The sequence below is a fragment of the Leadbetterella byssophila DSM 17132 genome (assembly GCF_000166395.1).
In the GTDB taxonomy this organism is placed as follows: Bacteria; Bacteroidota; Bacteroidia; order Cytophagales; family Spirosomataceae; genus Leadbetterella; species Leadbetterella byssophila.
In genome coordinates this window covers 932,111-957,333 of the sequence record NC_014655.1, presented here as the reverse complement: position 1 = coordinate 957,333, position 25,223 = coordinate 932,111, and the positions used below count along the sequence as shown (strand labels likewise).

23 protein-coding genes and 1 pseudogene are annotated in these 25,223 nt (G+C 39.9%); 9 read left to right on the top strand and 15 right to left on the bottom strand.

Annotation, left to right across the window (positions count from 1 at the left end):
- Positions 1-1,179: pseudogene (locus LBYS_RS04440) on the top strand (serine hydrolase domain-containing protein); the annotation flags it as partial.
- Here the strand turns inward: LBYS_RS04440 and LBYS_RS04435 are convergent.
- From LBYS_RS04435 to LBYS_RS04390, 10 genes are all read right to left on the bottom strand, one after another.
- On the bottom strand, positions 1,169-1,951 hold the full coding sequence (locus LBYS_RS04435) for an NmrA family NAD(P)-binding protein (protein ID WP_013407694.1): 783 nt from the start codon (positions 1,949-1,951) through the stop codon (positions 1,169-1,171). The pseudogene LBYS_RS04440 and the gene LBYS_RS04435 overlap by 11 nt on opposite strands.
- A 127-nt stretch (positions 1,952-2,078) precedes the next feature.
- Positions 2,079-3,485: a tetratricopeptide repeat protein gene (locus LBYS_RS04430; RefSeq protein ID WP_013407693.1), complete on the bottom strand. Its 1,407-nt coding sequence runs from the start codon at positions 3,483-3,485 to the stop codon at positions 2,079-2,081.
- Positions 3,486-3,511: 26 nt separating this feature from the next.
- On the bottom strand, positions 3,512-6,025 hold the full coding sequence (gyrA, locus tag LBYS_RS04425) for a DNA gyrase subunit A (protein ID WP_013407692.1): 2,514 nt from the start codon (positions 6,023-6,025) through the stop codon (positions 3,512-3,514).
- Between the two features lie 64 nt (positions 6,026-6,089).
- Entirely contained in the window at positions 6,090-6,767 is a 678-nt protein-coding gene (trmD, locus tag LBYS_RS04420) for a tRNA (guanosine(37)-N1)-methyltransferase TrmD (protein WP_013407691.1), read from the bottom strand.
- Complete coding sequence (rimM, locus tag LBYS_RS04415; protein WP_013407690.1) at positions 6,764-7,294, bottom strand: ribosome maturation factor RimM; 531 nt, start codon at positions 7,292-7,294, stop codon at positions 6,764-6,766. The genes trmD and rimM overlap by 4 nt, the downstream gene beginning before the upstream one ends.
- A 67-nt stretch (positions 7,295-7,361) precedes the next feature.
- A complete protein-coding gene (locus LBYS_RS04410) occupies positions 7,362-7,910 on the bottom strand; it encodes a 30S ribosomal protein S16 (protein ID WP_013407689.1) in 549 nt (182 codons plus the stop codon).
- 81 nt (positions 7,911-7,991) lie between these two features.
- Entirely contained in the window at positions 7,992-8,633 is a 642-nt protein-coding gene (locus LBYS_RS04405; protein WP_013407688.1) for a DUF4159 domain-containing protein, read from the bottom strand.
- Complete coding sequence (locus LBYS_RS04400; RefSeq protein ID WP_013407687.1) at positions 8,630-9,334, bottom strand: RsmE family RNA methyltransferase; 705 nt, start codon at positions 9,332-9,334, stop codon at positions 8,630-8,632. Before LBYS_RS04400 ends, LBYS_RS04405 begins: the two co-directional genes overlap by 4 nt.
- The gene (locus LBYS_RS04395) at positions 9,318-9,845 is read right to left on the bottom strand and encodes a hypothetical protein (protein ID WP_013407686.1); all 528 of its coding nucleotides are present in this window, start codon (positions 9,843-9,845) and stop codon (positions 9,318-9,320) included. Before LBYS_RS04395 ends, LBYS_RS04400 begins: the two co-directional genes overlap by 17 nt.
- A 2-nt stretch (positions 9,846-9,847) precedes the next feature.
- Positions 9,848-12,043: a glutamine synthetase III family protein gene (locus LBYS_RS04390; protein WP_013407685.1), complete on the bottom strand. Its 2,196-nt coding sequence runs from the start codon at positions 12,041-12,043 to the stop codon at positions 9,848-9,850.
- 88 nt (positions 12,044-12,131) lie between these two features.
- Here LBYS_RS04390 and LBYS_RS04385 point away from each other — a divergent pair, with 88 nt between their 5' ends.
- The gene (locus tag LBYS_RS04385) at positions 12,132-13,952 is read left to right on the top strand and encodes an LTA synthase family protein (RefSeq protein ID WP_013407684.1); all 1,821 of its coding nucleotides are present in this window, start codon (positions 12,132-12,134) and stop codon (positions 13,950-13,952) included.
- Here LBYS_RS04385 and LBYS_RS04380 read toward each other — a convergent pair.
- The 3 genes from LBYS_RS04380 to LBYS_RS04370 are packed head-to-tail and all read right to left on the bottom strand — an operon-like array spanning position 13,942 to position 17,095.
- Positions 13,942-14,952: a sialidase family protein gene (locus LBYS_RS04380; protein WP_013407683.1), complete on the bottom strand. Its 1,011-nt coding sequence runs from the start codon at positions 14,950-14,952 to the stop codon at positions 13,942-13,944. The genes LBYS_RS04385 and LBYS_RS04380 overlap by 11 nt on opposite strands.
- The gene (locus tag LBYS_RS04375) at positions 14,949-15,731 is read right to left on the bottom strand and encodes a thymidylate synthase (RefSeq protein WP_013407682.1); all 783 of its coding nucleotides are present in this window, start codon (positions 15,729-15,731) and stop codon (positions 14,949-14,951) included. Before LBYS_RS04375 ends, LBYS_RS04380 begins: the two co-directional genes overlap by 4 nt.
- A gap of 29 nt (positions 15,732-15,760) precedes the next feature.
- Positions 15,761-17,095 (bottom strand): leucine-rich repeat domain-containing protein, encoded by a 1,335-nt coding sequence (locus tag LBYS_RS04370; protein ID WP_013407681.1) that lies wholly within the window; start codon positions 17,093-17,095, stop codon positions 15,761-15,763.
- A 162-nt stretch (positions 17,096-17,257) separates the two neighbouring features.
- Between LBYS_RS04370 and rplU the strand changes: the two genes are divergently transcribed.
- From rplU to LBYS_RS04355, 3 genes are all read left to right on the top strand, one after another.
- Positions 17,258-17,572 (top strand): 50S ribosomal protein L21, encoded by a 315-nt coding sequence (gene rplU / locus LBYS_RS04365; RefSeq protein ID WP_013407680.1) that lies wholly within the window; start codon positions 17,258-17,260, stop codon positions 17,570-17,572.
- Between the two features lie 31 nt (positions 17,573-17,603).
- A complete protein-coding gene (gene rpmA, locus LBYS_RS04360; protein ID WP_013407679.1) occupies positions 17,604-17,867 on the top strand; it encodes a 50S ribosomal protein L27 in 264 nt (87 codons plus the stop codon).
- Between the two features lie 101 nt (positions 17,868-17,968).
- Entirely contained in the window at positions 17,969-18,568 is a 600-nt protein-coding gene (locus LBYS_RS04355; RefSeq protein WP_013407678.1) for a NifU family protein, read from the top strand.
- On the opposite strand, the gene LBYS_RS04350 is transcribed toward LBYS_RS04355, so the two are convergent.
- Both LBYS_RS04350 and LBYS_RS04345 read right to left on the bottom strand, forming a co-directional pair.
- A complete protein-coding gene (locus LBYS_RS04350) occupies positions 18,560-19,978 on the bottom strand; it encodes a helix-turn-helix domain-containing protein (RefSeq protein WP_013407677.1) in 1,419 nt (472 codons plus the stop codon). The genes LBYS_RS04355 and LBYS_RS04350 overlap by 9 nt on opposite strands.
- Positions 19,975-20,421, bottom strand: a complete 447-nt coding sequence (locus LBYS_RS04345) for a hypothetical protein (protein WP_148225765.1) — start codon at positions 20,419-20,421, stop codon at positions 19,975-19,977. The genes LBYS_RS04350 and LBYS_RS04345 overlap by 4 nt, the downstream gene beginning before the upstream one ends.
- A gap of 52 nt (positions 20,422-20,473) precedes the next feature.
- Between LBYS_RS04345 and LBYS_RS04340 the strand changes: the two genes are divergently transcribed.
- The 4 genes from LBYS_RS04340 to LBYS_RS04325 are packed head-to-tail and all read left to right on the top strand — an operon-like array spanning position 20,474 to position 25,169.
- Positions 20,474-22,051 (top strand): T9SS type A sorting domain-containing protein, encoded by a 1,578-nt coding sequence (locus tag LBYS_RS04340; protein ID WP_013407675.1) that lies wholly within the window; start codon positions 20,474-20,476, stop codon positions 22,049-22,051.
- Complete coding sequence (locus LBYS_RS04335; RefSeq protein ID WP_013407674.1) at positions 22,044-23,978, top strand: thioredoxin domain-containing protein; 1,935 nt, start codon at positions 22,044-22,046, stop codon at positions 23,976-23,978. Before LBYS_RS04340 ends, LBYS_RS04335 begins: the two co-directional genes overlap by 8 nt.
- Positions 23,968-24,594: a 5-oxoprolinase subunit PxpB gene (gene pxpB, locus LBYS_RS04330; RefSeq protein WP_013407673.1), complete on the top strand. Its 627-nt coding sequence runs from the start codon at positions 23,968-23,970 to the stop codon at positions 24,592-24,594. The genes LBYS_RS04335 and pxpB overlap by 11 nt, the downstream gene beginning before the upstream one ends.
- A complete protein-coding gene (locus LBYS_RS04325; RefSeq protein WP_013407672.1) occupies positions 24,594-25,169 on the top strand; it encodes a Crp/Fnr family transcriptional regulator in 576 nt (191 codons plus the stop codon). The genes pxpB and LBYS_RS04325 overlap by 1 nt, the downstream gene beginning before the upstream one ends.
- Positions 25,170-25,223: the final 54 nt, after the last annotated feature.

The following is a 25,223-nucleotide window of genomic DNA, read 5'->3' as shown; positions in this document are numbered from 1 at the left end:
GCTAAAAGTTACGGATATGCTCACTTTTTCACTAAGGAATTATTGAATAGAAATACCCAATTTGAGCTTGCATCCGTCTCAAAATCTTTTACCGCTTTTGCTATCCGACAATTGCACGAAAAAGGAAAGTTAAATGTAAAGGATCCTATGGGTAAGTATATACCTGAATTGGCCTTTTATGGAGATATTTCGCTTGAAAACCTAATTTTTCATACTTCTGGGTTGCCGGATTACATGTCCTTGCTGGATCAAAACTGGGATAAGGCAAAATTCGCCACGAATCAGGATATCGTAAATGTATTTGCACAAATTAGACCACCATTGAATTTTCCTATCGGTTCCAAGTTTGAATACAGTAATACTGGTTATGCACTTTTGGGATTAATCATAGAAAAGGCGTCTGGCCAGTCGTATGGAGAATATTTGAAAAGAAATGTATTTGTACCTCTAAAAATGCTCGATACAGAGGTTTATCAAAGTAGATATTCTCCGAAAGAGAAGCAAAATTATGCCTATGGGTTTGTTACTGATAGTCTAGATCGTCCCTTTCTATTAGATAGTTTAGGGAAATCATATTACACCTATTTTTTAGATGGAATCGTAGGTGATGGTATGGTGAATTCTACTGTAGACGACTTACTGATTTGGGCTAAGGAAAGGAACAAGTTACTAAAGGACGCGGAAGTGTTGACTGCTTTAAGTCCTGATGTGCAAAAGGAATACAAGTACGGTTGGTCAGTAGCAAACGACAAGATCTGTGGCAAGATTGTTTCCCACTCTGGAGGTTGGGCCGGCTATACCACCTATTTGGAGATTCATCCTGATCATGACAAGGTGTTTATTTTATTGCAAAATGTAGATTTTCCTAATACGGTGATTCCTTATAGAGAAGTGCGTAAGTTGCTATACGGCATTCCTCTTCCTACATCCGTGGCTATCAGTGAGGAAGAACTCCTAAAATACATTGGAAGTTATAAAGAGGAAAGCCTAGGCCTGATTTTAACTGTGTTTGTAGATTCCGGTATACTAAAGGCTCGTGCCGAAGGACAGAGTGCTTTCCCCCTTGTGTATGAAGGGGAAAGCACTTTCCGTTTTGACCAGGTTAATATCAAGATGACTTTTAAAGGGGATGAACTAATTTTAAAGCAGAACGGGCAAGAATTTCTATTCAAGAAATGATGCCAATGCTACCTAGCATTTCGTTTAAAGAGGCGGATTCTCTCTTTAAAATCTGTCCTACAGTGATGAATTCAGAAACCTCGTATTGACCCTCACGGATGTCTTTGAGTGTACCTTCGAATAAGTACTGTAGGACAGGTGGAAGTTCAGGGTAATGCTTTTCTTTGTGTTCAAAGATAACTTCGTAATCCTTCGCTTTACCAATTTGCGTTGCAATATCCTGAAAGCTATAAAACCTATCTCCTACTAAATTGTAAGTTTTATTTTCGTGATCTTCCAGTAGTAGTTGAGCTATGGCTTCGCCAAGTTCTTCTCTAAGGGCAAAGGGTACTTTTCCATTCCCTACAGGTAATTCAATATTTCTATCTTCCGGCTTGATAAAGGAGTTTAGTGCCTCAGCATACATAGTATTGCGTAGGATGGTATATTTCAAGCCACTAGCCTTCAAATATTCTTCTGTTTGAAAATGGCTAATCATTAAATCTTTGACGTTTGAACTTCGTATATCTCTTAGTGCGGTACTGGTATAGTAGATGTGCTTTACCCCTTGGTCTTTAGCGGCATCTATAGCGTTTTTATGCTGTCTGAACCTATCTGCTGACATGGTGGATATAAGCATCAATTTTGTAACGCCTGAGAAATCTAAATTCTCATCAAAATTTGTGATACGATCTCCTAATCCCCTTGTACTACCTTTTAGATGGGGGTGTGTTCCTAATGCTTTTGTAATGGCTTTTCCTAATCCTCCTGTGGCTCCTGTTACTAAAATCATGTTCTAAAATTTTGGAACAAAGCTAGTACAGGACTAGGCTTATAGAGGTATGTATTTCCTGGAGGGAAGTCCTTTCCTAGAGTAAAGGGCAAAAAAAAAGGGGTTGAAGATCAACCCCTTTCAAGTATTATTTTCCGCACTGTTCTAAAATCTTGATTACGTTATTAAGGCTTTCCTTAACTACATCGTCATCAGGTTTAACTTTAGAAGCTCTTTCGAAATACGGTTTTGAGATGGCGAACTGAGCACATGCTTTTTCTTCAACTGCTTTACCTTCTCTTCTATAAGTAGCAATATCCATGTAATCTACCACTTTCTTGATTTCAACCCCTTCGTTGTAGTTCATAACCGCAAGGTTATAAAGTACGTCAAAGTTATTTGGATCTTTCTCTAGAACTTTTTGGTAGTAGTTAGCAGCTTTTGATTTAGCATCTTTTTGTTGAACAGCTAATTGTTCTTTTTCAGCTTTCAGGCCTGTTGCACCAGCTGCTTCGTTTTTCTTTGCTTGGATGGCACCTGCTAATTCTTCAACACCTTTTTCGATGCTTAATTTATCAGCAGTTACTTCGGCAATTCTTTTCTTAAGAGAAGCAGCGTTTTTAGGTTCTTTTTTGATTCTTGCATTTAGGTTAGCAATCTCAGAATCATAAGCAGCTAACTTATCTTGCTCAGCCATTAATTTCTTCTCGTCTTTGTCCGTGTCAAACTTACGTAGTTGATCGTCGATTTTGTTGATTTTACTTCCTAAATCATTAGCTTTTGAATCGTAGATCAAACCTAGGTTAGTCATGTTGGTCAAGTTATTTGGATCTTTCTTAACTAAACCTTCAAGGTCAGAAATGGCTTTGTCAATGTTGTTAGATTGTAAATAAACGTTGATCAATTCATTAGGCAGGTCAGAGTTAGTTGGGTTAACTTCCATACCTTTTTGAAGGACTTGAACGGCCTCATCAAATTTCTTGTCTGCTTTGTAGATCTGTGCTACGCTGTAGAATACGCTTGCGTCTTTACCACCGTTAGCGATGAAATTATTCAAGTGCTTAAGTGCTCCGGCATTATTTTCAAGCAATTGCTCGGCGATACCTGCATACAAAGCTGCAGTGGTATCTTTAGGGCTGATTTCAGAGCTTTTTGAGAAAAATTCAGCTGCTTTTTTGTAGTTCTTGCTGTTATAATATCCGGCACCTTGCATCAAGTAAGCAGATGCCAATTCAGGGCTTTTTAGTTTCGCCTCGATATCCTTGGCTTTTTTGCCACCTGCAGCGTTCTCTACTTCCAAAGCTTTTTTGAATGCTTCTTCTGCTTTAACAGCTGAAGAAGAATCACTTGGACAGGATTGTGCAAGGGTCAAGTAAGAAGATCCTAAATCTAACCAAGTTGCACTTTTAGTACTTTTCTTCGCGTTCTCCGTGTTCTTAATATGTTTGGCTACATCATCACGCAGTGTCTTACAAGTCATTTCTTGCACTGCGTCCTGAGCCACTGCACCTACTGCCATGAAGGCACCAAATGCACTTAAAACTAGTCTTTTCATTCTATGTTTCGGTTTTGTTTTACTTTTTATTCTGCGGCTGTAGGGGTTTCACCTCCTTCTTCTGCGTTCTCTTCTTCATCTTCTTCTCGGATGATGCGGGTAATAGAAGCAATGCCGTCCTTGTCATTTAGTTTGATCAATCTTACTCCTTGAGTATTACGTCCCATAACCCTTAAGTCAGACACGTGCATACGGATAGCTATACCTCTCGTAGTAATGATCATCAAATCATCTTCGTCTGTCACTTCTTTGATGGCTACCAGGTTACCTACTTTCTCACTCATGTTAAGTGTCTTAACCCCTTTGGCACCTCTAGAAGTGATACGATAATCCTCAATATCCGAACGTTTACCATAGCCCTTCTCAGATACTACTAGTAATTGTGCATCCGGACGATTCACACAGATCATTCCTATGGCTTTATCGTCTTCCGCAAGGCTAATACCTTTAACTCCTGTAGCACCTCTACCCATAGGACGAATGCCTGATTCATGGAATCTCACGGCTTTACCTTGACCGGCAGCAATGATAATATAATCATTTCCATTTGTCAAAGCCACGTCGATGAGTTGGTCACCTTCGTTGATATTAATGGCAATTATACCGTTTTGTCTTGGACGAGAGTACATTTCAAGCAAAGTTTTCTTCACAATACCGTTCTGAGTACACATAACGATATAGTTATTCTTGATGTAATCCTCGTCAGATAAGGTTTTAACATTCAATACCGCACGGATCTTATCGTCAGATTCGATGTTGATCAGGTTTTGGATGGCTCTACCTTTAGAAGTTTTATTTCCTTCCGGTACTTCGAACACACGCAACCAATACAATCTACCTTTTTCCGTGAAGAACAATAAGTAGTTATGGTTAGTGGCCATGAACAAGTGTTCGGTGTAGTCGTCATCCTTCGTTTTCACACCTCTGGATCCGGTACCTCCTCTACTTTGGCTCTTGTATTCGGAAAGGTTGGTTCTTTTGATATAACCTTGACTGGTTACGGTTACAAGCATTTCATCATCAGGAATCATATCCTCGATGTTGAACTCGCCTCCTACCATTTCAATTTTAGAGCGTCTTTCGTCGCCATATTTGGTTTTGATATCCAAAAGATCTGCTTTGATCAAATCTTTTTTCTTCTCTTCAGAAGCCAAAATAGCGTTTAATTCTTCAATCAAGGCCTTGATTTGCTTGTATTCTTCCGTGATCTTATCTCTTTCCAGACCTGTGAGGCGTTGTAACCTCATGTCCAAGATAGCTCTGGCTTGGATCTCACTTAGGGCAAATTTCTCCATCAAGCCATTTCTAGCTTCGTCTGGATCTTTGGAACTTCTGATCAAGCTGATCACTTCATCCAAATGATCTAAGGCGATCAACAAACCTTCTAAGATATGTGCTCTTTTTTCCGCCTCTCTTAGATCATACTGAGTTCTACGGGTTATAACATCCAAACGGTGTTTCACATAGTGCTCGATCAATTGTTTCAGGTTAAGCGTTTCAGGCTTACCGTGAACTAGAGCTACGTTATTGATACTGAAGGATGTCTGAAGCTGAGTATACTTGTAAAGGTTATTTAATACCACGTTCGGAACTGCATCCTTTTTCAAGTCATAAACGATACGAAGTCCTTGACGGTCAGACTCATCACGTATGCCTGAGATACCTTCTATCTTCTTATCGTTTACTAATTCCGCCGTCTTTTCAATCATGGCGGCCTTATTGACCAAGTAAGGGATTTCTGTAACTACGATTTGTTCTTTTCCTGTTTTGGAAACTTCAAAATTCGCTACAGAACGAATCACTACTCTGCCTCTACCGGTTTCAAAAGCGGCTTTAACTCCACCATATCCGTAAATGATACCGCCGGTAGGGAAATCAGGAGCTTTGATGAAATGCATCAATTCTTCTATAGTGATTTCCGGATTATCAATATATGCGGTAATACCTTCTGTGACTTCACTCAGGTTATGAGGAGCCATGTTTGTAGCCATACCTACTGCGATACCGGAAGTACCGTTCAAAAGCAGGTTTGGAATACGTGAAGGTAAAACGGTAGGTTCCTGTAGGGAGTCATCAAAGTTGCCACGGAAATCAACGGTTTCTTTGTTGATATCTGCCAGCATCTCTTCTGCGATTCTGCGCAAACGAGCCTCAGTATAACGCATGGCGGCCGGTGAGTCACCGTCCACGGAACCGAAGTTACCTTGACCGTCTACCAATGGGTAACGCAAAGACCAGTCCTGGGCCATACGAACCATGGTGTCATACACGGAAGAGTCACCGTGCGGGTGGTATTTACCTAATACCTCCCCTACTATCCTGGCTGATTTTTTGTAAGGTCTATTGTGGTAAACGCCTAATTCCGACATACCAAACAGCACTCTGCGGTGTACAGGTTTAAAACCGTCGCGGACATCAGGCAAGGCGCGGGAAACAATCACTGACATGGAATAGTCAATGTAGGCTCCACGCATTTCATCTTCAATGTTAATAGGGATTATAGATCCTCCCCATTCGGCATTCTCATTATTTTCTGCCATAAATTATTGTAAAGTGCGTTTAACATTAATGTTCAAAAATACGCAAAAAAAGCTTCTTTCGCAATCATTTATCCAATAAATCAGGGCGCCTTTCCTGGGTTCTTTCTATGGATTTTTCCAGCCTCCATTCCTGGATGAGTTTATCGTTTCCGGACAATAATATCTCCGGAACTTTATGCCCTTCAAAGTCGGCCGGACGGGTGTATACCGGTGGTGCCAACAGGTTATCCTGGAAAGAGTCAGTTAAGGCTGAAGTTTCGTCATTGATGACGCCTGGAATCAATCTTACTATAGCGTCAGTAACGACTGCTGCAGCTATTTCACCGCCAGAAAGTACATAATCCCCTATAGAAATTTCCATAGTAACAAACATGTCTCTGATGCGCTGATCTATGCCCTTGTAATGGCCACAGATGATCATGATTCCGTTTTTGAGGGATAGGCGGTTGGCTATTTTTTGTTGGAAAGTCTCCCCATCCGGGGTCATATAGATGATTTCATCATAGGTATGACGGGCCTGCAGATCTCGGATTAATTTAGCTAATGGTTCTGCCATCAAAACCATGCCTGCTCCTCCTCCGTATTGGTAATCGTCAATTTGCCTATAGTTTCCTATCCCATATGTGCGAATATCGTGCATCTCTATGGTCACCTTTCCAGCCTCCATGGCATTTTTAACGATGGATTGGCTAAGGAATCCTTCCACTAAGCCGGGTTGACAACTTACAATATCTATTCTCATTCTTTTGTATAGACGTCTATTAGTCCGTCAGGTAATTGAACATGAATACTTTGATTTTCTCGGTCTACCTTTTTGATAAATTCATCTACGATGGGGATAAGCACTTCCTTCTCGTCCATGTCTATGGCAAAAAGGTCCTGTCCTGTACTTTCGTAAATGGCCTTTAATTTTCCAACGGTACTTTGGGTATTGGTATCAAAGATTTCAAATCCTATCACCTCATGGTAATAAAATTGGTTTCCTTTCAATGCCGGTAAAGCCGTTAAAGGCAAGTAAACGTCACAATTGACAATCTTATAGGCATCATCAATGGAGTTGATATCTTCCAGCTTGAGTATGGATTTCTTGCCTTTGATTTGAAGTTCTTCTACGATATAAGGGACTAGCTGGCCCTTGATATCCAAGAATATGGCTTCCAGATCTTCATACTCTTCCGGGTAATCTACATCTAAATAAATGATAACCTCACCTTTTAAGGCGTGAGTTTTGGTGATCTTTCCTAGGGAAAAACATTCTGATTTTTGCATAATCGCTTTGAATAAAAAATCCTCGCAATATACTTGCGAGGATTCTTAAAACCTGATGGATAGAAAATTATTCTTCAGTTGAAGTTTCTCCTTCAGCAGGAGTTTCCTCCTCTGCTGGTGCTTCTTCAGATGCCTCTTCAGTAGCTTCAGCTAAAAGAGCGGCCTCAGCTTTTTTTCTAGCTTCGATCATCTCTTCTTTCTTCTTACGCTCAGCTTCTAGAACTGCTTGTTTAGCAGCATCTTTACCACTAGCTAATTTAGCTAATTTCTCTTGTCTAGCTGCTGCTTTCTCATCCACCCATTTCTGGAATTTAGCATCAGCTTGCTCTTGAGTAATGGCACCTTTCTCTACACCGATTTGTAAGTGTTTTTTGTACATGATACCTTTCACGCTAAGAATCTTGCGAGTAGTATCTGTAGGTTGAGCACCTACTTGTGTCCAATACAAAGCTCTATCTTCTTTCAAAGAGATAGTAGCAGGCGTAGTGTGAGGGTTGTATTGCCCTAATTTCTCGATAAATCTACCATCACGTGGTGAACGAGAGTCTGCAACAACGATGTCATAAATAGGATGTTTTTTACGACCTCTTCTTGCTAATCTAATTTTAACTGCCATTTGTTTTTCTTTTATGGGAACCCGTCCCTGTTAAAAATTTGGAGTGCAAAGCTAGCTATTTCTTTGGAAATAAACAAATCATCAATAGGAACTAAATGCAAACTGCAGAATGTTAGCTCCCATCTTTAATGCTTCTTGTCTTACTTCCTCAGGATCATTATGTACCGACTTGTCTTCCCAGCCATTCCCTAAGTCTGTTTCGTAAGAAAAGAAGCACACTACTTTACCTTCATGAAGTATGGCCAAGCCTTGTGGAGGTTTGTTGTCATGTTCATGAATCTTAGGAATCCCGTTAGGAAAACTATATTTCTGATGATAGATGGGGTGATTGAAAGGTAGTTCTACGAAGTTGTATTCCGGAAAAACTTTTTTCATTTCTCTCCGTATAAATTCATTCATTCCATAGTTATCATCTATATGCAGGAAACCTCCGGATAAGAGGTAGTTTCTGAGATTTTCGGCTTCTCTAGGTGTAAAAACTACATTCCCGTGGCCCGTCATATAGATATAGGGATATTGGAAGATCTTTCTGTCTCCTACTTCTACTATGTCTTCTTCCGGGTATATATTACCTTTTAGGTTTTGATTAAAGAATTTGATGAGGTTTGGTAAAGCCGTCTTATTGGCATACCAATCTCCCCCTCCCCCATATTTTAGTTTTGCTATTTTTAATTGGGCAGAACTTAGGAATGGCAATAGAAGTAAAATGAGCAGTTTTTTCATCGGGCGTTCAATATGCTAACTGCAAAAACACCTGCAGTTTCAGTTCTTAATCTACTTTTTCCTAAAGTTACGTTTTGAAAGTCAGATGAGGTAGCTAAATTTATTTCTTCTTCCGTAAAATCTCCTTCGGGACCTATCCAGATCAGAACCTTGTCTGACAAGGGAACACGAATGATATCTTCTGCTCCCTCACTTAAATGAGCTAAGAATTTGGTAGGAAAAGGCTTAGATAAGGTCAAAAAATCCTTCACACTGAGATAAGGGTATATCTCTGGCAAGTAGGCCTTTAGGCTTTGTTTCATAGCAGATATGGCTATCTTCTTCCATCTTTCTGCATTAATATTCTTAGGATAGGTATGCGTGGTTTTTACCGGTATTATCCCCGAGATCCCTATTTCTATGCTTTTTTCCAGGAAATATTCTATGCGATCCCCGTTTTTAGTAGGGCTTATAGCCACGTATATCTCCCTTTGAGGTTTTTCATACTCAAAGGTCGATTCAAGGATTTGAAGTTTGCAGGATTTAGGATGAGCATCTACTATAGAACAAGTAAACCAACCTCCTTTTCCGTCAGTTACTTGTATGATGTCTCCTGCTTTTTTTCGCAGTACTTTAACTGCATGAAGAGATTCAGTGGGATCTAAAGCCAGGACCTCCGAGAGGTCCTGACCATAGAATAAAAAATCAATCTTCGAAGCCATCCTTAAAACTATACAAGGTTTTGTCTAGCTTCAATGTGCCGTTATTGAAATCTGAAATAAACTTCTCTATTACCTCAACAGTAATTTCATCTACATTTAATGCAGCGTCAATTCCAATCCCAAATTCGAAATCGTAATCGATCTCCACGAATTCAGCTACTTTGACGGCTTCTTCGTCTTCCATTTCCTGAATGAATTCCTCCATCAGAAGTTCTGCTTCTTCGTTCACCGCAGTATTCTCATCACGCAGCTCGAAAGGCACAAAATCTTTGTGAATTTTCATCACTTTCTTTTCAGCTTCTTCGTACAGTTTGCTGCTATGGTGCATAGATAGAGTGCTCAATACGGCATCGTAAATCACCTCTTTCCCTTCGTGCTTTCCTATGAACTGAAATTGTACATAGTCTGCTTCTTCTTCAGGTTCATCATCAACGATGACAAAGTTCTGACCTAATTCTTCGCACTCTTCTCTAAGAAGATCGACTTCCTCTTGGGTGTAACCTACATTCATGATTATCTAACGTATAAAAGTTCTCTGTATTTGGTTAATGGCCAATCTTGATCATCGATCATTAATTCTAATTTATCTACCTGTCTTCTGATGATATCAAAATAAGGTTTCACTTCTGAAGAGTAGATTCTCGCTGTTTCATGCACATCTGCCTGATTATTCGCTTTCTTTCTGGCATCTGTCATCAATTTCACGTTTTCAGTGATCACCTTCACACGATAGGAAATGGTCTTGATGATGTTGATGATTGGATCTGCTTCTTCCTTCAAGCCTAGATCAACCAGAGATTTTGCTGTTTCTGCCAGACGAGTCTGGTATTTAACCGCTGTTGATACTACATGGTTCTGAGCCAAGTCGCCTATCACTCTCGATTCAATTTGGATTTTCTTGATAAAGTTTTCCAATCGAACTTCATAACGTGAATGCAATTCTCTCTTGTTCAATACTTTCATCGCTTCAAAAACTTCGATGGTTTTCGGAGAGATGTAAGCTTTTAATGCTTCAGGAACATCCTTTATATTGCTCAAACCTCTTCTAGCAGCCTCTTCTTCCCATTCTTTTGAATATCCATTTCCTTCAAATAGGATGTTTTTAGAAGCTTTATAGTAATCTTTCAAGATTTGAAGGATCACTCCTTCTTTATTTGAATCTCCCTCTTTCGCGATCGCGGCATCATAAGCCTTTTTGAAATCTTCTAATTGCTTCGCTACAATAGTATTCAATACCATCATTGGAGTAGCAGAGTTCGCTAATGAACCTACGGCACGGAATTCAAATTTGTTTCCTGTGAAGGCAAATGGTGAGGTTCTGTTTCTATCTGTGTTATCTAATAAGATAGAAGGGATCTTATTGATTCCTAATTTCACATAAGCATTCTCACCTATAGCGATATCAAAGTTTTCTTTGTTCTCCAATTCTTCCAATACGCGGGTCATGGTGGATCCTAAGAAGATGGACATGATGGCCGGAGGAGCTTCATTTGCGCCTAGTCTATGCTCGTTACTTGCTGTAGCTACAGTAGCTCTCAACATGTCAGCATGATCATATACCGCCTTGATCACGTTCACCAAGAAGGTGATGAACATCAACTTACGGTTAGGGTCATCACTAGGAGAAAGTAAGTTTACACCAGTATCTGTAGAAACAGACCAGTTGTTATGTTTTCCACTACCATTGATTCCTGCAAATGGTTTTTCATGGAATAACACCTGGAAGTTATGCTTTGAAGCCACTTTCTTCATTACATCCATCAATAGGATGTTATGATCACTGGCAACGTTAACTTCTTCAAATGTAGGGGCTACTTCAAACTGTCCTGGCGCTACTTCATTGTGACGGGTTCTCAATGGAATACCTAATTTCAAGGCTTCAAATTCAAAATCCACCATAAAGGCATTCACCCTACTAGGAATGGATCCAAAGTAATGGTCTTCTAACTGTTGACCTTTAGCTAAGGAATGTCCAAATACCGTACGACCACACATCACCAAGTCAGGACGTGATAAGTAGAGGGCTTTGTCTATCAAGAAGTACTCTTGTTCTATACCACAAGTAGCCGTAACACGAGTAACCTTTTCGTCAAAGATTTTTGCTACAGATGTAGCAGCTTTGTCTAAACAAGCAGTAGAATTGATTAATGGTGATTTCGCATCCAAAAGTTCACCTGAATAGGAAAAGAATACGGATGGAATACATAGGGTACCACTACCTGCTCTGTTATAAAGTATAAATGCGGGAGTTGATGGATTCCAAGCGGTATATCCACGAGCTTCGAAGGTGGCTCTTAATCCACCACTTGGGAAAGACGAAGCATCCGGTTCTTGCTGAACCAGTGCAGATCCTTTAAATTTCTCAATGGCCTGTCCGTCGCCAGCAACATCAAAGAAGGAGTCATGCTTTTCAGCAGTCCCTCCGGTCAGAGGCTGGAACCAGTGCGTGTAGTGTGTAGCTCCTTTGGAGATCGCCCAAGTCTTCATCGCTGCGGCCACTTCATCTGCCACTTTTCCCTCAATATTTTCTCCTGAACGTATTGCCTGAGACACCTTCTCGTAAGATTCTGCAGTTAATAGTTCTTTCATCACCTCATCGGTGAAAGTGTTAGAGCGGTAATAATCACTCACTTTACCACTGGGAATTTCCACTTCAGGGATAGCTCTCGATTGAGCTACCTGAATGGCTTTCCATCTAAGTTCTGACATATGAAAAGGTATTTTTGTAGGAAGTATCTATATTTACAACAAAATAAATACTTGAATCTTTTATTTTAAACTAAAAGGTAAAATTTAAATGCGGGAACGGCTACGTTTTTTGCTTCTGTACTATTGCTTCTGGGTGGTTGTCTTTCTTTTTGCCCGCATCCTGTTTCTCACCTATCATATAGACGAGACTAAGGATCTCACCTTGGAATTGCTTTTTGGCATTTTCTATTTTGGCTTTAAGATGGATTTGGCCATGGCGGCTTATTATTCCATTTTCCCGTTTTTATGGGTTACTTTCAGTAATTTTCTTAACAAATCTGTATTCCAGAACACTATATTCTCTTACACCTTTATTCTATTAACTATCACCAACTTTATTGTTGTTTCAGATTTAGAGGTATACAATATTTGGAATTTCCGCTTAGATAGTACTCCTCTTAAATTCTTAAATAGTCCTAAAGCGGCCTACATATCGCTCAAAAATTCTCCTATTTTGCGGCTTTTGATTAGCTACATCTTTATTCTGGCTGTGGGCAGCATAGTGGTTTATAGGATTGTAGCAAACAAGATATACGACTGGAAAAGGATCAAAAACTTTCCTTTTATCATTTACGGCCTCCTGATGTGTGCCCTGCTGATTCTCCCTTTAAGAGGAGGATGGGGAAAAACACCTCTGCGTCAAAGTACCGTATATTTCTCGAAAAATGCCTTCGCGAATGCTTCAGCTCTCAATGCCCCTTGGGTTTTCTTTTCCTCTCTCTTAAAAAAAGCGAGCATTAAGGATAATCCCTACATTTTTTATCCCAGGGAAATGGTGGAAAGAACCTTAGATTCCTTATTTGCTAAAGGGGGGACCAGAACTCAGCTAGTTAATCATAAGAAACCTCATATCCTTCTTATTTCTGTAGAAAACCTAAGTGCGAATGTTCTGGATTTTCATTACAATGGGGAAGCTGTAACCCCATTTTTGAATGAGTTAAAAGGTAAGTCGGTCTACTTCCCGGAAGTGTATGCGGCTTCTGATAGAACAGATAAAAATGTGGTGAGCCTCTTAAGTGGATATCCGGCTCAGCCTAAACAAGCTTTAATTGAATTTTCGGAAAAAATAGATAAAATAGAGAATTTAAGTAGTTTTCTTTCCAAAATTGGGTATGCAACTCACTTTTATTATGGAGGTGAACCGGACTTTTTGGGATTGAGGTCATACCTTTTTGAGGGAGATTTTGAGAAGATCAGTTTAAAAGAAGATTTTGGTGCGAGCACAGGTCTGGGTGCTCCAGACAGTTTGGTATATGCACGTGTATTAGCTGATCTGAAGAATTTGAATGGTCGACCGGTCTTTACTTCTGTTTTTAGCTTGTCTACTCATGAGCCCTATGCTATTCCTGTTCTTGGTAAATGGAATGAGAATTCTTCACAGGTTCAGTACTATAATTCGCTTAATTACGCAGATATGAGTTTGAAGAATTTTCTGGAAGGGGCCCAAAAGGAAGATTGGTGGGAGAATACTTTGGTTATAATTATAGGAAATAGAGGTCATAAATGGCCGGAGAAAGAGGATAAAACTGCGGCATTCCGTGTTCCTATGTTTTGGACGGGAGGAGTGATTAAGGATTCAAGAGTAATTCACAAAGTAATGAATCAATCTGACCTTTGCGCTACAGTTTTAGGCCAATTGTCGCTTTCAGACTCTCCTTTCAAATGGAGCAAAAATGTTCTAGATAGCAGAACTCCGGGTTGGGGTTTCTATGTTTTCAATGATGGATTTGGGTATATAGGAAAAGAGAAAGTAGTATACGATAACGTAGGTAGAATTCTGTTACAAGGAGAGCAAGGGCTAATAACTAAAAGTTTAGATAGAGGAAAAGTCCTCATGCAGGCTACCTATCAAGACTTCCTTAATTTGTAAGGATGAGGTGTTTTATGAATTTCCTGTCATAGGTGTAAGAAATATGGATCTTACCGTCCTTTGTACGAATTATCGCGGGGTAACTGAACTCCCCTTTTTCATGATCCTCTAAGGTTAGAATCTCTTTCCAATCTAATCCGTCATGACTAGAGCCTAAAACCAGTTTGCTTCTCCCCTCCCACCAGTTTTTACCTGCAAGCAGGGGATTGTAAACCATGAGGAACCTGTTTTTCCCCACTTTTACTGCGTCAATCCCAGCATTAGGATTAGGTAGGTTCGTGGCAAAAGGTTTAGTCCACGAATTTCCATAATTGTGGGAATACGCTGCTATCACTCTATTATGTCTACTTCGCGCAAGCATCAGCATTTTTCCTTCTGAAAATTCCAATATGGTGGGTTGAATGATCTGAAAGGTGTCACAATCCATCGGAACCATTTGCCAGTTGTTACCCTCATTATCTGAGACTTCAAAGTGAGCCGACCAATAATCCGTTTCCGGGGTTTCTGTACTAGAAGGATATAGAAAGTCTCCATTTGCTAACATGACCGGTTTTACTCTTACGGGCCCCATATGACCCTCCGGTAAGTCTCTGGCTTCTGACCAGCTTTTCCCCTCATCATTAGAGGTTTTCACCTGCGCCCACCATTCTCGAGGATTTGGCCCCACTTTATAATACAGAAATAGGGTATTTTCTTTATTCCTGACTAAAACCGGATTCCAGCATGGATAGGTAGTGTCACCTGCTTGGGAGGGTAGAACTACTTCTTCAGCCTCTGACCAGACCTTTCCATTAAATCTGCTAAGGTATATGCCTACAGAAGGGTCTCCTTCTTCTATCCCGCCAAACCAAGCCGCTAGGAGGTTGCCATTTTGTAGTTCAACCAGGGTCGATGCATGAACGGAAGCCGTGGGAGCAGGAATTTGATGTTCCTGTACCACCTTATACTGAGCACTAGCTACTTTGGAACAGAATATAAAGAAAATAAGGAGTTTTTTCATACCGCTACCGGAGCTTTGATGCCCGGATATGGATCGTAATTTACTAGTTCAAAGTCTTCAAATTTGAAATCAAACACTGATTTCACGTCCGGATTCAATTTCATAATAGGTAATGCCTTAGGGGTTCTTTCTAGCTGCTTATTGACTTGTTCCAAATGATTCAGGTACAAGTGCGTATCACCTCCTGTCCATACGAAATCTCCCAGTTCCAAACCGCACTCTTGCGCAATCATCATAGTCAATAAGGCATAAGAGGCTATATTAAAGGGAACGCCTAGGAACACGTCTGCACTTCTTTGGTAAAGTTGACAAGAAAGCTTATTGTCTGCCACATAGAATTGGAAGAGCGCGTGACAAGGCATCAGAGCCATTCTAGGAAGATCACTCACGTTCCATGCAGATACAATCATTCTTCTGGAGTCCGGATTGTGCTTTATGGTGTTTATTACCTCTTTAAGCTGGTCAATTTCATCATTCCAAGCTCTCCACTGCTTACCGTATACCGGACCAAGATCTCCATTTTCATTTGCCCATTCGTCCCAGATGGAAACACCGTTATCCTTCAGGTACTTGATATTAGTATCTCCATTGATAAACCACAAAAGTTCATGGATAATGGATTTCAGGTGTAGTTTTTTAGTGGTTACCAAAGGGAAGCCTTTGCTCAGATCAAAACGCATCTGATAGCCAAAAACGCTAAGGGTTCCCGTGCCGGTTCGATCTGTTTTTTGAGTACCTTCTTTGAGAATATGACGAAGCAGATCCTGGTATTGCTGCATAGTTTACTTTTTTTGCAAAGTAAATAAATTCATTTTACAGTGACCTGTTTTGCTTGTAGTTTTTCCGTTAGTCTTAACAATAGGTCTTCAGGTATAGGATTGTTCCAAATGTATACTTCCTCAAGTTTTGGAAGGTCCAAAATAAAATCTATGTTACCTGTTATTTTGTTTCCCGCAAGTTCTACTGATTTTAGATTCTTCAAGGTTTTGATGGGTTGATCCACCGCTTCTAATCTATTAAAACCTAGGTCTAATAATTCCAGGTTTGGGGGCAAGGAGGGCAAATGTTCAAGATGATTGTGGTGAGCATATAGTGTTTTTAAGTTGCTCATACTGTGTAAATTGCCTGGCAAATTGTTCAGTTTGTTATAAGAGATGGCTAAGGTTTCCAGGTTTTTCATCTTAATAATTTCCTTAGGTATTTCCTGAAGTTGATTTCTATACAGGTCTATTTCTTTCGTCTTCTTTAATTTCTTAATACTCCTAGGCAAATAAGTTAATTGGTTAAGATATAAATTGACATTGGAGCTATTCTTGAGACGTTTGATATCCTTTCTATTAAGTTCCTTTATGAAGTTAGTGGCCAATAAAATATGATCAGTTTTCTTACCGATTTTTGGCAGGCTTTCGTATTGGTTGTCAATGAGGTTTAAGATCTTAATGTTCCAAAATTTGCCGGACTTTTCGTTAAGTAGGTTTCCCTGGAGGGACAAATTTTCAAGATGGGGGAAATCCTTTTTTCGGATTGTAACCTTACTTATATAATTATCCTTTAAACTTAGTTTCTTTAAGTTCTTGAAGGCAAATACCTCCTGAGGAATTTCAGTCAGGCCAAAATTTTCTAATTCAAGACTTGTGGTAGTTGAGGGATCAAATTTTCTGATGTAGGTTTTGAAATCTTTTTTGGTGTAGGTTAAGGAAACGGTATGAATAGATTGGGGAGGTAAAGAGGAATAATCTTTTAAGCTGTGAGTGATTGCATTTTGGATATCAGCATGCCATTTTTCATCCACTAATTTCAGGTACATAGATCTGTAGGTATTCTTTACCGTGGTGTCTTGATAAGTGATATAATAAATGATATGGTGAGGTTTATGTAGGTCAATAGATTCTACAAATACTGTGATACTAGGCCTGAATACGTTTAAAGCTTCCCAGGAGATCTGTCGCAAATCGCGTTTGAGTCGGGTACTAAAAGCTAAGATCTTGTTATTGATGCTATTTTGAGCTTGGACGGAATCTAATCGGGTATTCTTAGGTAGCTGCTCATATTCATTATATTCTTTATTGCTAGCTATGAAAGTAAACTTTTGTGCCTGTGTGCAGAAGGATATTAAAAGGAGGAGGAATAATTGCCTTTTCATTTTTTGTAAGTATCTGTTAAGCAAAGATAAAGAGAAGAAATGATAATAACTAAAAGATTAGTTTAAATATATCGTTGGTTTACAGTAAATTTTAGCAAAACATTTGTTTATTCTATGATGTTTGGTTAATTTTGCACCTCAAAAAAATAAATTTCAATCATTATGTACGCAATCGTAGAGATCGCAGGCCAGCAATTTAAAGTTGAAGAGGGTCGTTACATCTACACCAATCGTTTGGAAGGTGAAGCGAACGCTGAGCTTGTTATTGACAAGGTTCTCCTTGTTGAATCTGCAGCCGGAGTTAAAATAGGTACTCCTACTGTAGAAGGTGCTTCAGTGAAAGGCACTATTTTGGAACACCTTAAAGGTGAGAAGGTAATTGTTTTCAAAAAGAAAAGACGTAAAAGTTACCAAAAGCAAAATGGACACCGTCAAGCTTTGACGAAAGTTCAAATTAACCAAATCATTGGTGCATAATTATTTTTGAATCTTAAAACATTAGAATACAATGGCACATAAGAAAGGCGTCGGTAGTTCGAAAAACGGTCGTGAGTCGGAAAGTAAGCGTTTAGGCGTGAAACTTTTTGGCGGGCAGTCTGTGATTGCTGGAAACATCATTGTACGTCAACGTGGAACAAAACACAATCCTGGTCAAAACGTAGGTTTAGGTCGTGATCATACTTTGTTCGCTTTAACTGACGGTATCATCAGCTTCAAGAAAGGTCGTGACGGAAAATCATTCGTACACGTACTTCCTACAGCTGAAGCGTAAGAAATAATCCTTTAGGGGAGGAAAAGAGGTCTTTGACCTCTTTTTTTTTATTTAAACTTTTATGCCTTGCAGCGTGTTATCTATTAATAAGACTATATAAAATGTTGAAAAGGAACACCATGATATATACGGAGTTGAGTCCTAATCCTAACTCCATGAAATTCGTGCTGAATTACGAAATCGTGCCTGAAGGTTTATCTTTTGATTATCCTACAAAGGCATCCACGTTTGACGAGAAGAAAGCTTCTCCCCTAGCTTCAGATCTATTTCTGTTTGACTTTGTGGAGCGTGTATTTATCTCTTCTAATTTCATCACTTTGACAAAGAGAGGAGATATAGATTGGGATGATGTATTGGGAGATGTTCGTCAGTTTATCAAGACCTACTTTGATGAAAATCATCCGGTATTTGCGCAGAAAACCATTGATTCACATACGTTGATTGTTCAGGGAAGTGATTCAGAGGTAGTAGCTAAGATCAAGTCTACTTTGGATCAGTACGTTCGTCCGGCAGTTGAATCTGATGGTGGAGCCATTAACTTCTCCTCATTTGAAGAAGAAAGCGGCACGGTGAAGGTCTTATTACAGGGATCATGTAGCGGTTGTCCTTCAGCTTCCTTGACTTTGAAGGCTGGAATAGAGAGATTGTTGACCACCATGATACCGGAAGTGAAATCTGTAGAAGCGGAAGAGCTAGTTTAAGCTGTCTATCGCCTTTTGGATCTCATTCATCTGCCTTTGTCTATACAGCACGCTTGGAGCTGCAACACGCTCTCGGCAATCAAATAGGGGGCATTTTTCGCAGGTTTGTCCTACTTCTTTACGGGCAACTTTCAAATCTTCGAGAAATGCGATCTTAGAATGAATGGTCTCTTCCATTTCTATGCCTAAGGTGATACTTTCCTTTTTGCCGTCAGCATTAGTTTTGACCAGGGAAATTTCAAAATATCTATGACCCAGATGTTCAAAATTGGATATCTGGGTTTTTAGTTTGCGCTCCTCTCCTTCTTCTAATATGCTAATGCCCGGCCATCTTCTACAGTAGTTTTCATTTCGGTTTTCCTGTGGATCATGCTGTCCTACCAGGTGAATTTCTTTGATCAGTTGGGGTCTACCGTCTACCGACTGGAATTTCAAGAAATATAGTTTCTCTAAGCCGAAATGAACGGGTAAAATGGAGAAGAGGCGGTAGAACACCGTTTCCTCTGATACCGGGAATTGGTCGATCATCTGGAAGAAGCGTTTTGCATTCCATTTGCTATCCAGAAGGAATCTTCTGAATTCTCTGACCAAGGTTTGCTGAGGTACCAAAAGTGCGGCAGCAAAGTAGGAAGCTTTGAAGTTGTTAAAAACTTCGTCAAAGGAATGTACACTCACCCAGGTGGAGGTTAGGGGTCGTGCTTTGATGCCCATGTGACGAAATCCGGATTCACGTGCTAATCCGTATAATCTTTGCTTTTCAGATAGGTGGGTGTTCAGGAAAAGTTTTCTTTTCTTAGGAAGCAGAATGGTTCTCAAACCTGCTAATGCCGGCTTTTTTTGAGGATCAAAGAGGTCTGTGCTGATCTGATGTTCAATTCTCAAATACTTCTTAAGTACGGCTTCTGTAATCTCCGTGTCCGGCATAAAGTTTTCTGCCACTTCTTCAAGCTCCGGGAAGTAGTTTTTATGGATCTCTAGATAAGAGCGTAGAACGGCGAAATACAGCTTCTCCACACTAACATTGTAGCTGCGTCCAATCTTTATTAAAGTGTTGATCAGCGCTGCAAACTTGACCGGCGCTTCTACCATCATGCCTATGATGTCAGAGGGGTTTATTCCGAAAAATTCGAAGGGTATATCGGTGAAGAACTTATTGCCCATGATCTCACCCATGGGGCCTAAAACCGTTTTCAGATCAGTGGAGACTAGATCATTGTAGTCTTTGCCAAGGATTCGGCCTAATTCTACAATCTTCTCTGTTTTAGGATATTTCTTCCCCTTCTCAATCTCGTTCAAGTAAGAAGGGGAAATGTTTACACGCTCGGAGAGCTCTTGTAGAGACCATCCCTTCTCCAATCGAAATTGCTTTAGCTTGAGGCCAAAAATCAATCGGATGGGATCTATTTTCATAGTTTATACTCAGAGAATACCAGTTGCACCTCAGGGCCTACACCTATTAAGTGGTTTTCAGTTTTGGCTTTTAAAACCATCGAGGTATTGTTAATACGGACAATTTCAAATTCCCCTTCGAATCCGTCAATGTCAATATCCAAGGTAGTATCGTCTTCTTCTATGGTCCATACGCCTTTGTTGATGATATTCTTACTCACTTTATCCAGACCCTGCACGGAGCCGTTTGCACTAAAGGTAAAGGCTAGGCCGTAAAGCATCTTTGCTGCGGAGTTCAATTGTCCATCACTAATGGTATTACCGGAAGTTGTGGTATATTTATCCAACTGCCAAGAGCGTTTGCTGATCAATTCCTTTTTAGGTGCATCCTCTGACCCTACATTAGGATCTTCACAAGCCAAGAAAATTAGCGCAAAAAATGAAATTAAAACAAAATTTTTCAAAGTACTTTTGAGTTTGATTTGTACTATAACGTTTAAGATGCTCACAAATTTAATGAGGAAATGCTTAGTTTTAGGAATACTACTGTTTTTTGTTCAGGGAGTAAAGGCTCAGGATTGTGTCCAGGAGCTGCCATTTCCTTTTACGGCCTCTGATAATGAGTTGCGTTGGGATCTTTTTCCTGAGTTTTCCTTACCTTTCTCTATCGTTTATGCCGGAACTCCTAGGATCTTCTATCCTGATCCCTTCTTTTCCAGAGGGTTCTCTCATGCTGCGCATCCAAATGGAATTCATGCATTGCCAAGCACCAGAAAGGCGTATATCTATTATGGAGTTGCTTCAAGTGGTCAACCGTGGGGTACACACAAATCCCCATTCGGGAATGATCTGAATGAATATAAGAAGAAATGGGATAGTGAGATAGATTATTTCGCCAGCTTGAATGACGGTAGCGTAGAGGTGGATGTGTTTTGTCTGGACATTGAAATGCATCATAAATCCAGAGATTCCATTGTGGCTTTGAAACAAATGGCTTTTGTCCCTCAGGAATTCAGGAATCTATCTGATGACGCCTTTGTGCAACAGTATCAAAAATCAATGAGGGATCTTTATGCCGAAGCGGCAAAATACATTAAGTCTAAAGTTAAAGCCAGAATATTTACGGCATATGGAGATGTTCCCATATTTAATACTTTTACAAATCTGACCGGCCCTTCCTGGGAGCGCTGGCAAACAGATCCTGAATTGTTGAACTTTCTGTGTAGGGATGGCAATAAGGCTGGAGGAGCGTTTTATGATCAGATGGACATATTAAGTCCTAATGCCTATTTCTATTACGACTATCCTCATCTGTTTGCAGGTGATTATTTAGCGTATCTTATGTTCCAAATAGAGTCAAACGCCGCTTGGTCTACTAAGGATCAGTGGGTGTTTCTTTGGAACAAATATTCTTATACTCCCCGCTACGTGGGCCAAAACATAAAGTCATGGATGTCTGAGGCCATGGCCATTTTCCCATTTTTTTCTGGTGCCAAAGGGTTATGGCTATGGGATCAAGAACCCTCACTTCCCTCCTATGCTCCCTATAATTATTTTATGAAGGGACTTTATAGGTTAGCTCAATATAAGCATTTCTTTGAGGGTGATTATCAATTGGTTAAACCTATGTCAGCAAGGGAGCATTTAGATACTCAGGAACCAATTTGGAGAGGCGTAATCAAAGATGGAAAGATCCTGGTGGTAGCTCATCAGCCCTGGGCGAGTTCTGCTGAGCAGGAAAATGCTTTGGTAGTACGCTATGGAAATTGGTCTACTGCAATAAAATTAAAAGGATATGAGGTTTTTATGTGCGAATTCCCTTTGGATGTAGTGAGCGGAAATGAGCCGGAAACTATGCAGGTGACAGTATATCCAAATCCAGGGAAGGAGAAGGTTCATTTTACGATTCAAAGCTCCATTGACGAGGAAAGAACGCTGGAACTAAGAGATGAATTAGGTAGGCAGTGGCTTACAAAGAATATTAGTTATCAAAAAGCCGGGGAATTGGAGCTTCCTAAAAATGCTCCTTCCCTGCTCTTCTTATCCGTTAAAGGAAAGAAGACTTATTATACACAAAAGATCATTCATGAATAGATTAAAAGACGAAAGCAGTCCCTACCTCTTACAGCATAAGGATAATCCGGTACATTGGTGGCCATGGTCCCAGGAGGCCTTAGACTCCGCCCATAAAGAGGATAAAATAATCTTGCTCAGCATAGGCTATTCCGCATGTCACTGGTGTCATGTTATGGAAAAGGAATGTTTTGAGGATCATGAGGTGGCAGAACTTATGAATAAACACTTCGTGAATATAAAGGTGGATAGAGAGGAAAGACCTGATCTGGATCATTTGTATATGGATGCTCTTCATATGATGGGTTTACAAGGTGGCTGGCCTCTGAATGTCTTTCTTCTGCCTACAGGAGAGCCCATTTATGGAGGTACTTATTTCCCGAAAAAAAAGTGGATGGGTGTGTTGAGAAGTTTGCTGCAAGTATTTACTGAAAGAAGAGATGAGGTAGAGGCTTCCGGAGAAGGTTTTAGGAATAGTCTTCAAAATAACGAACTTATAAAATTCGCTAAAACATCATCAGAAATATATTATACGAAAGAAGAGGCCAGTCAAATGGCTGAAAACCTTTCTGCTCATTTTGATGTGTCTGAGGGTGGAATGGATAGGGCTCCGAAGTTTCCTATGCCTTCATTATGGCAGATGGTGGCGCATTTGGCGCAGTTCACGGAGAATGATGCTCTCAGAGAACACTACGACTTTACGCTGGGCAGAATGACATTAGGGGGGATTTTTGATCATGTAGGCGGGGGCTGGTGCAGGTATTCTACTGACGCATATTGGATGGTGCCGCATTTCGAAAAGATGCTATACGATAATGCCCAATTATTGGCACTTCATCAGCAATATCCTACTCCTATAAGTGATTGGGCTTGTAGAAAGACGGTTCAGTGGTTAGATCGTGAAATGAAGGTAGCCTCAGGAGGTTATTATGCTGCTTTAGATGCTGATTCAGAGGGGGAAGAAGGGAGATACTATGTCTGGACTGAAGAAGAATTGAAGTTGGCTAGCATCCCTACAGAGGTTTTGAATGAGTATGGTATATCTGAAAGAGGCAATTGGGAAGACGGTAAAAACATTTTGCACTTAGAACATTGGCCAAAGAATTGGGAAGAAATTAAGGAATCGCACGAAAAATTGCTTGAAATTAGGGAAAATCGTGTGCGTCCAGGTTTGGATAATAAATTGATTACCTCTTGGAATGCTTTGTTGGTCAATGGCTTAATGGGGGTTGAACCGGATAAGGCGAAGGACTTGATGGATTATTTGTTGGCAAGCCATACTTTTCTTTGTAAAAATGAAGATGGTGAGGAAGCACTAGGGTGTTTTCATTTGGGGAAAAACGACAAGATTCTTGGATTTCTGGATGATTATGCCAGTTTGATTTTAGCTAGTATAGAGGTCTATTCTCATACATTTGATGAGACTTACTTGGAGAAGGCAAGGAAAATGATAAACTATGTTTTAGCTAATTTCTACGATCCTGAGGACGGATTTTTCTTTTATACGGATAGCCAAGCGGAAAGATTAATAGCTAAGAAGAAGGAGATCTATGACAATGTCATTCCATCTTCTAATTCCATGATGGCGAAGGCATTGTATTTTGGGGGAAGGTATTTAGCAGAGCGGGAATATGTCAAGATAGCTGAAGATATGGTGGCTAAAATTCAACCCATGACCTTGAAGGATGCACAGTGGCTGAGTAATTGGGTAGATTTAATCCTCTATATGAGTGAACCTCAGATAGAATGGGTTATAACTGGACCTGAGGCAATGTGGTGGGCAGAAGTTCTCAAAATTAAGAGGAAGACATCCTCTACCTTGATATTGGCTGGTGAAAAGGAGAGTCAGTTACCTTTGTTCCATGACAAATTTTTAGCAAAAACTGCTTTATTTGTGTGCGAGAATCAAGCTTGTCAACTGCCTATTTTTGACTTAAATGAACTTTGAGCGTATTTCAGAGCGAACTGTCTACATGGCCCTAAGTGAATCCATATTTAGGGTGGAAGAGGTGCAAAGATGGATGAGCTATTTGGAAAGCTTGAATCAAGAAAATGTTATTGAGATCATCCCCTCTTTCAGCGGTGTGGCAATAGAGTTTTCTCGCTTTGTAAGTAATGATGTAATAGATAGAATTTTAATAGGATATAGGGACTATAATATTGAAAGTAAAGTAGCTGTTTCATCTGAACGTTGGGAAATAGAAGTCCTTTATACCGGGGAGGATTTAGAAGAATTGGCAAAAAGTAAATCTCTCTCAGTTCAGGAATTGATACAAATCCATTCTTCAGTGGAGTACACTGTAGGTATGATAGGTTTCACTCCCGGGTTTCCTTACTTGATCGGGCTTCCGGAGGAATTACATACTCCACGAAGGGCAGTTCCTAGAAGAGTGGTAAAGAAAGGGGCTGTAGCCATTGGCGGTGTGCAAGCCGGAATATACCCTCAAGACAGTCCGGGTGGGTGGCATATCTTAGGTTATTCAGATTTTCCTTTGTTTAATAAGGATATGCAGCCTCCTACTCCCCTAAAAGTTGGTGACAAAGTTAAATTTATACCCAGTTGATGCAAGAACTACAATTTTATCTGAAAGGATATTTTGATGAGATTTCTTCTCAGGATTTAGAGAAATTGGAAAGTTTTTTCTTTGCTGAAAAGATCAAGAAGGGAGAGTTTTTAGTTAAGGTGGGCAAGTTATGTTCCCGTTTATCCTTTATAAGAAAAGGTTATATCCGGGTTTTTGCCGAGGTGGACGGGAAGGAAGTGACGCAATGGATTGGAGGACCAGGGAGTTTTATAACAGAAATGGGATCTTTGATCTTCGGTAAGCCTTCGAGATTTCATATACAGGCTTTAGATGAGCTAGAGTTGTTTAGCCTGGATGCTAAAGACTATGCTAATTTAAGTTCACATATATCTTCCTGGAGTACTTTGGAAAGATTATTTATAGCTAAGTGCTTTATAGCCATGGAAGACAGGATTTTTACACATTTGTCCATGACTGCTGAGGAGCGTTACAAGTTTTACTTTGAACATAATAAGGAGCTATTCAATCTCATTCCTTTACAATATCTAGCTTCGCTATTGGGTATGACTCCTGAGACCTTAAGTCGTTTAAGGCGGAAATTAATTCTTGCTTAAAATCTAATTATGTGGGTTTTATATTCAAATGTAGGTTTTATATTTGTTTAACTA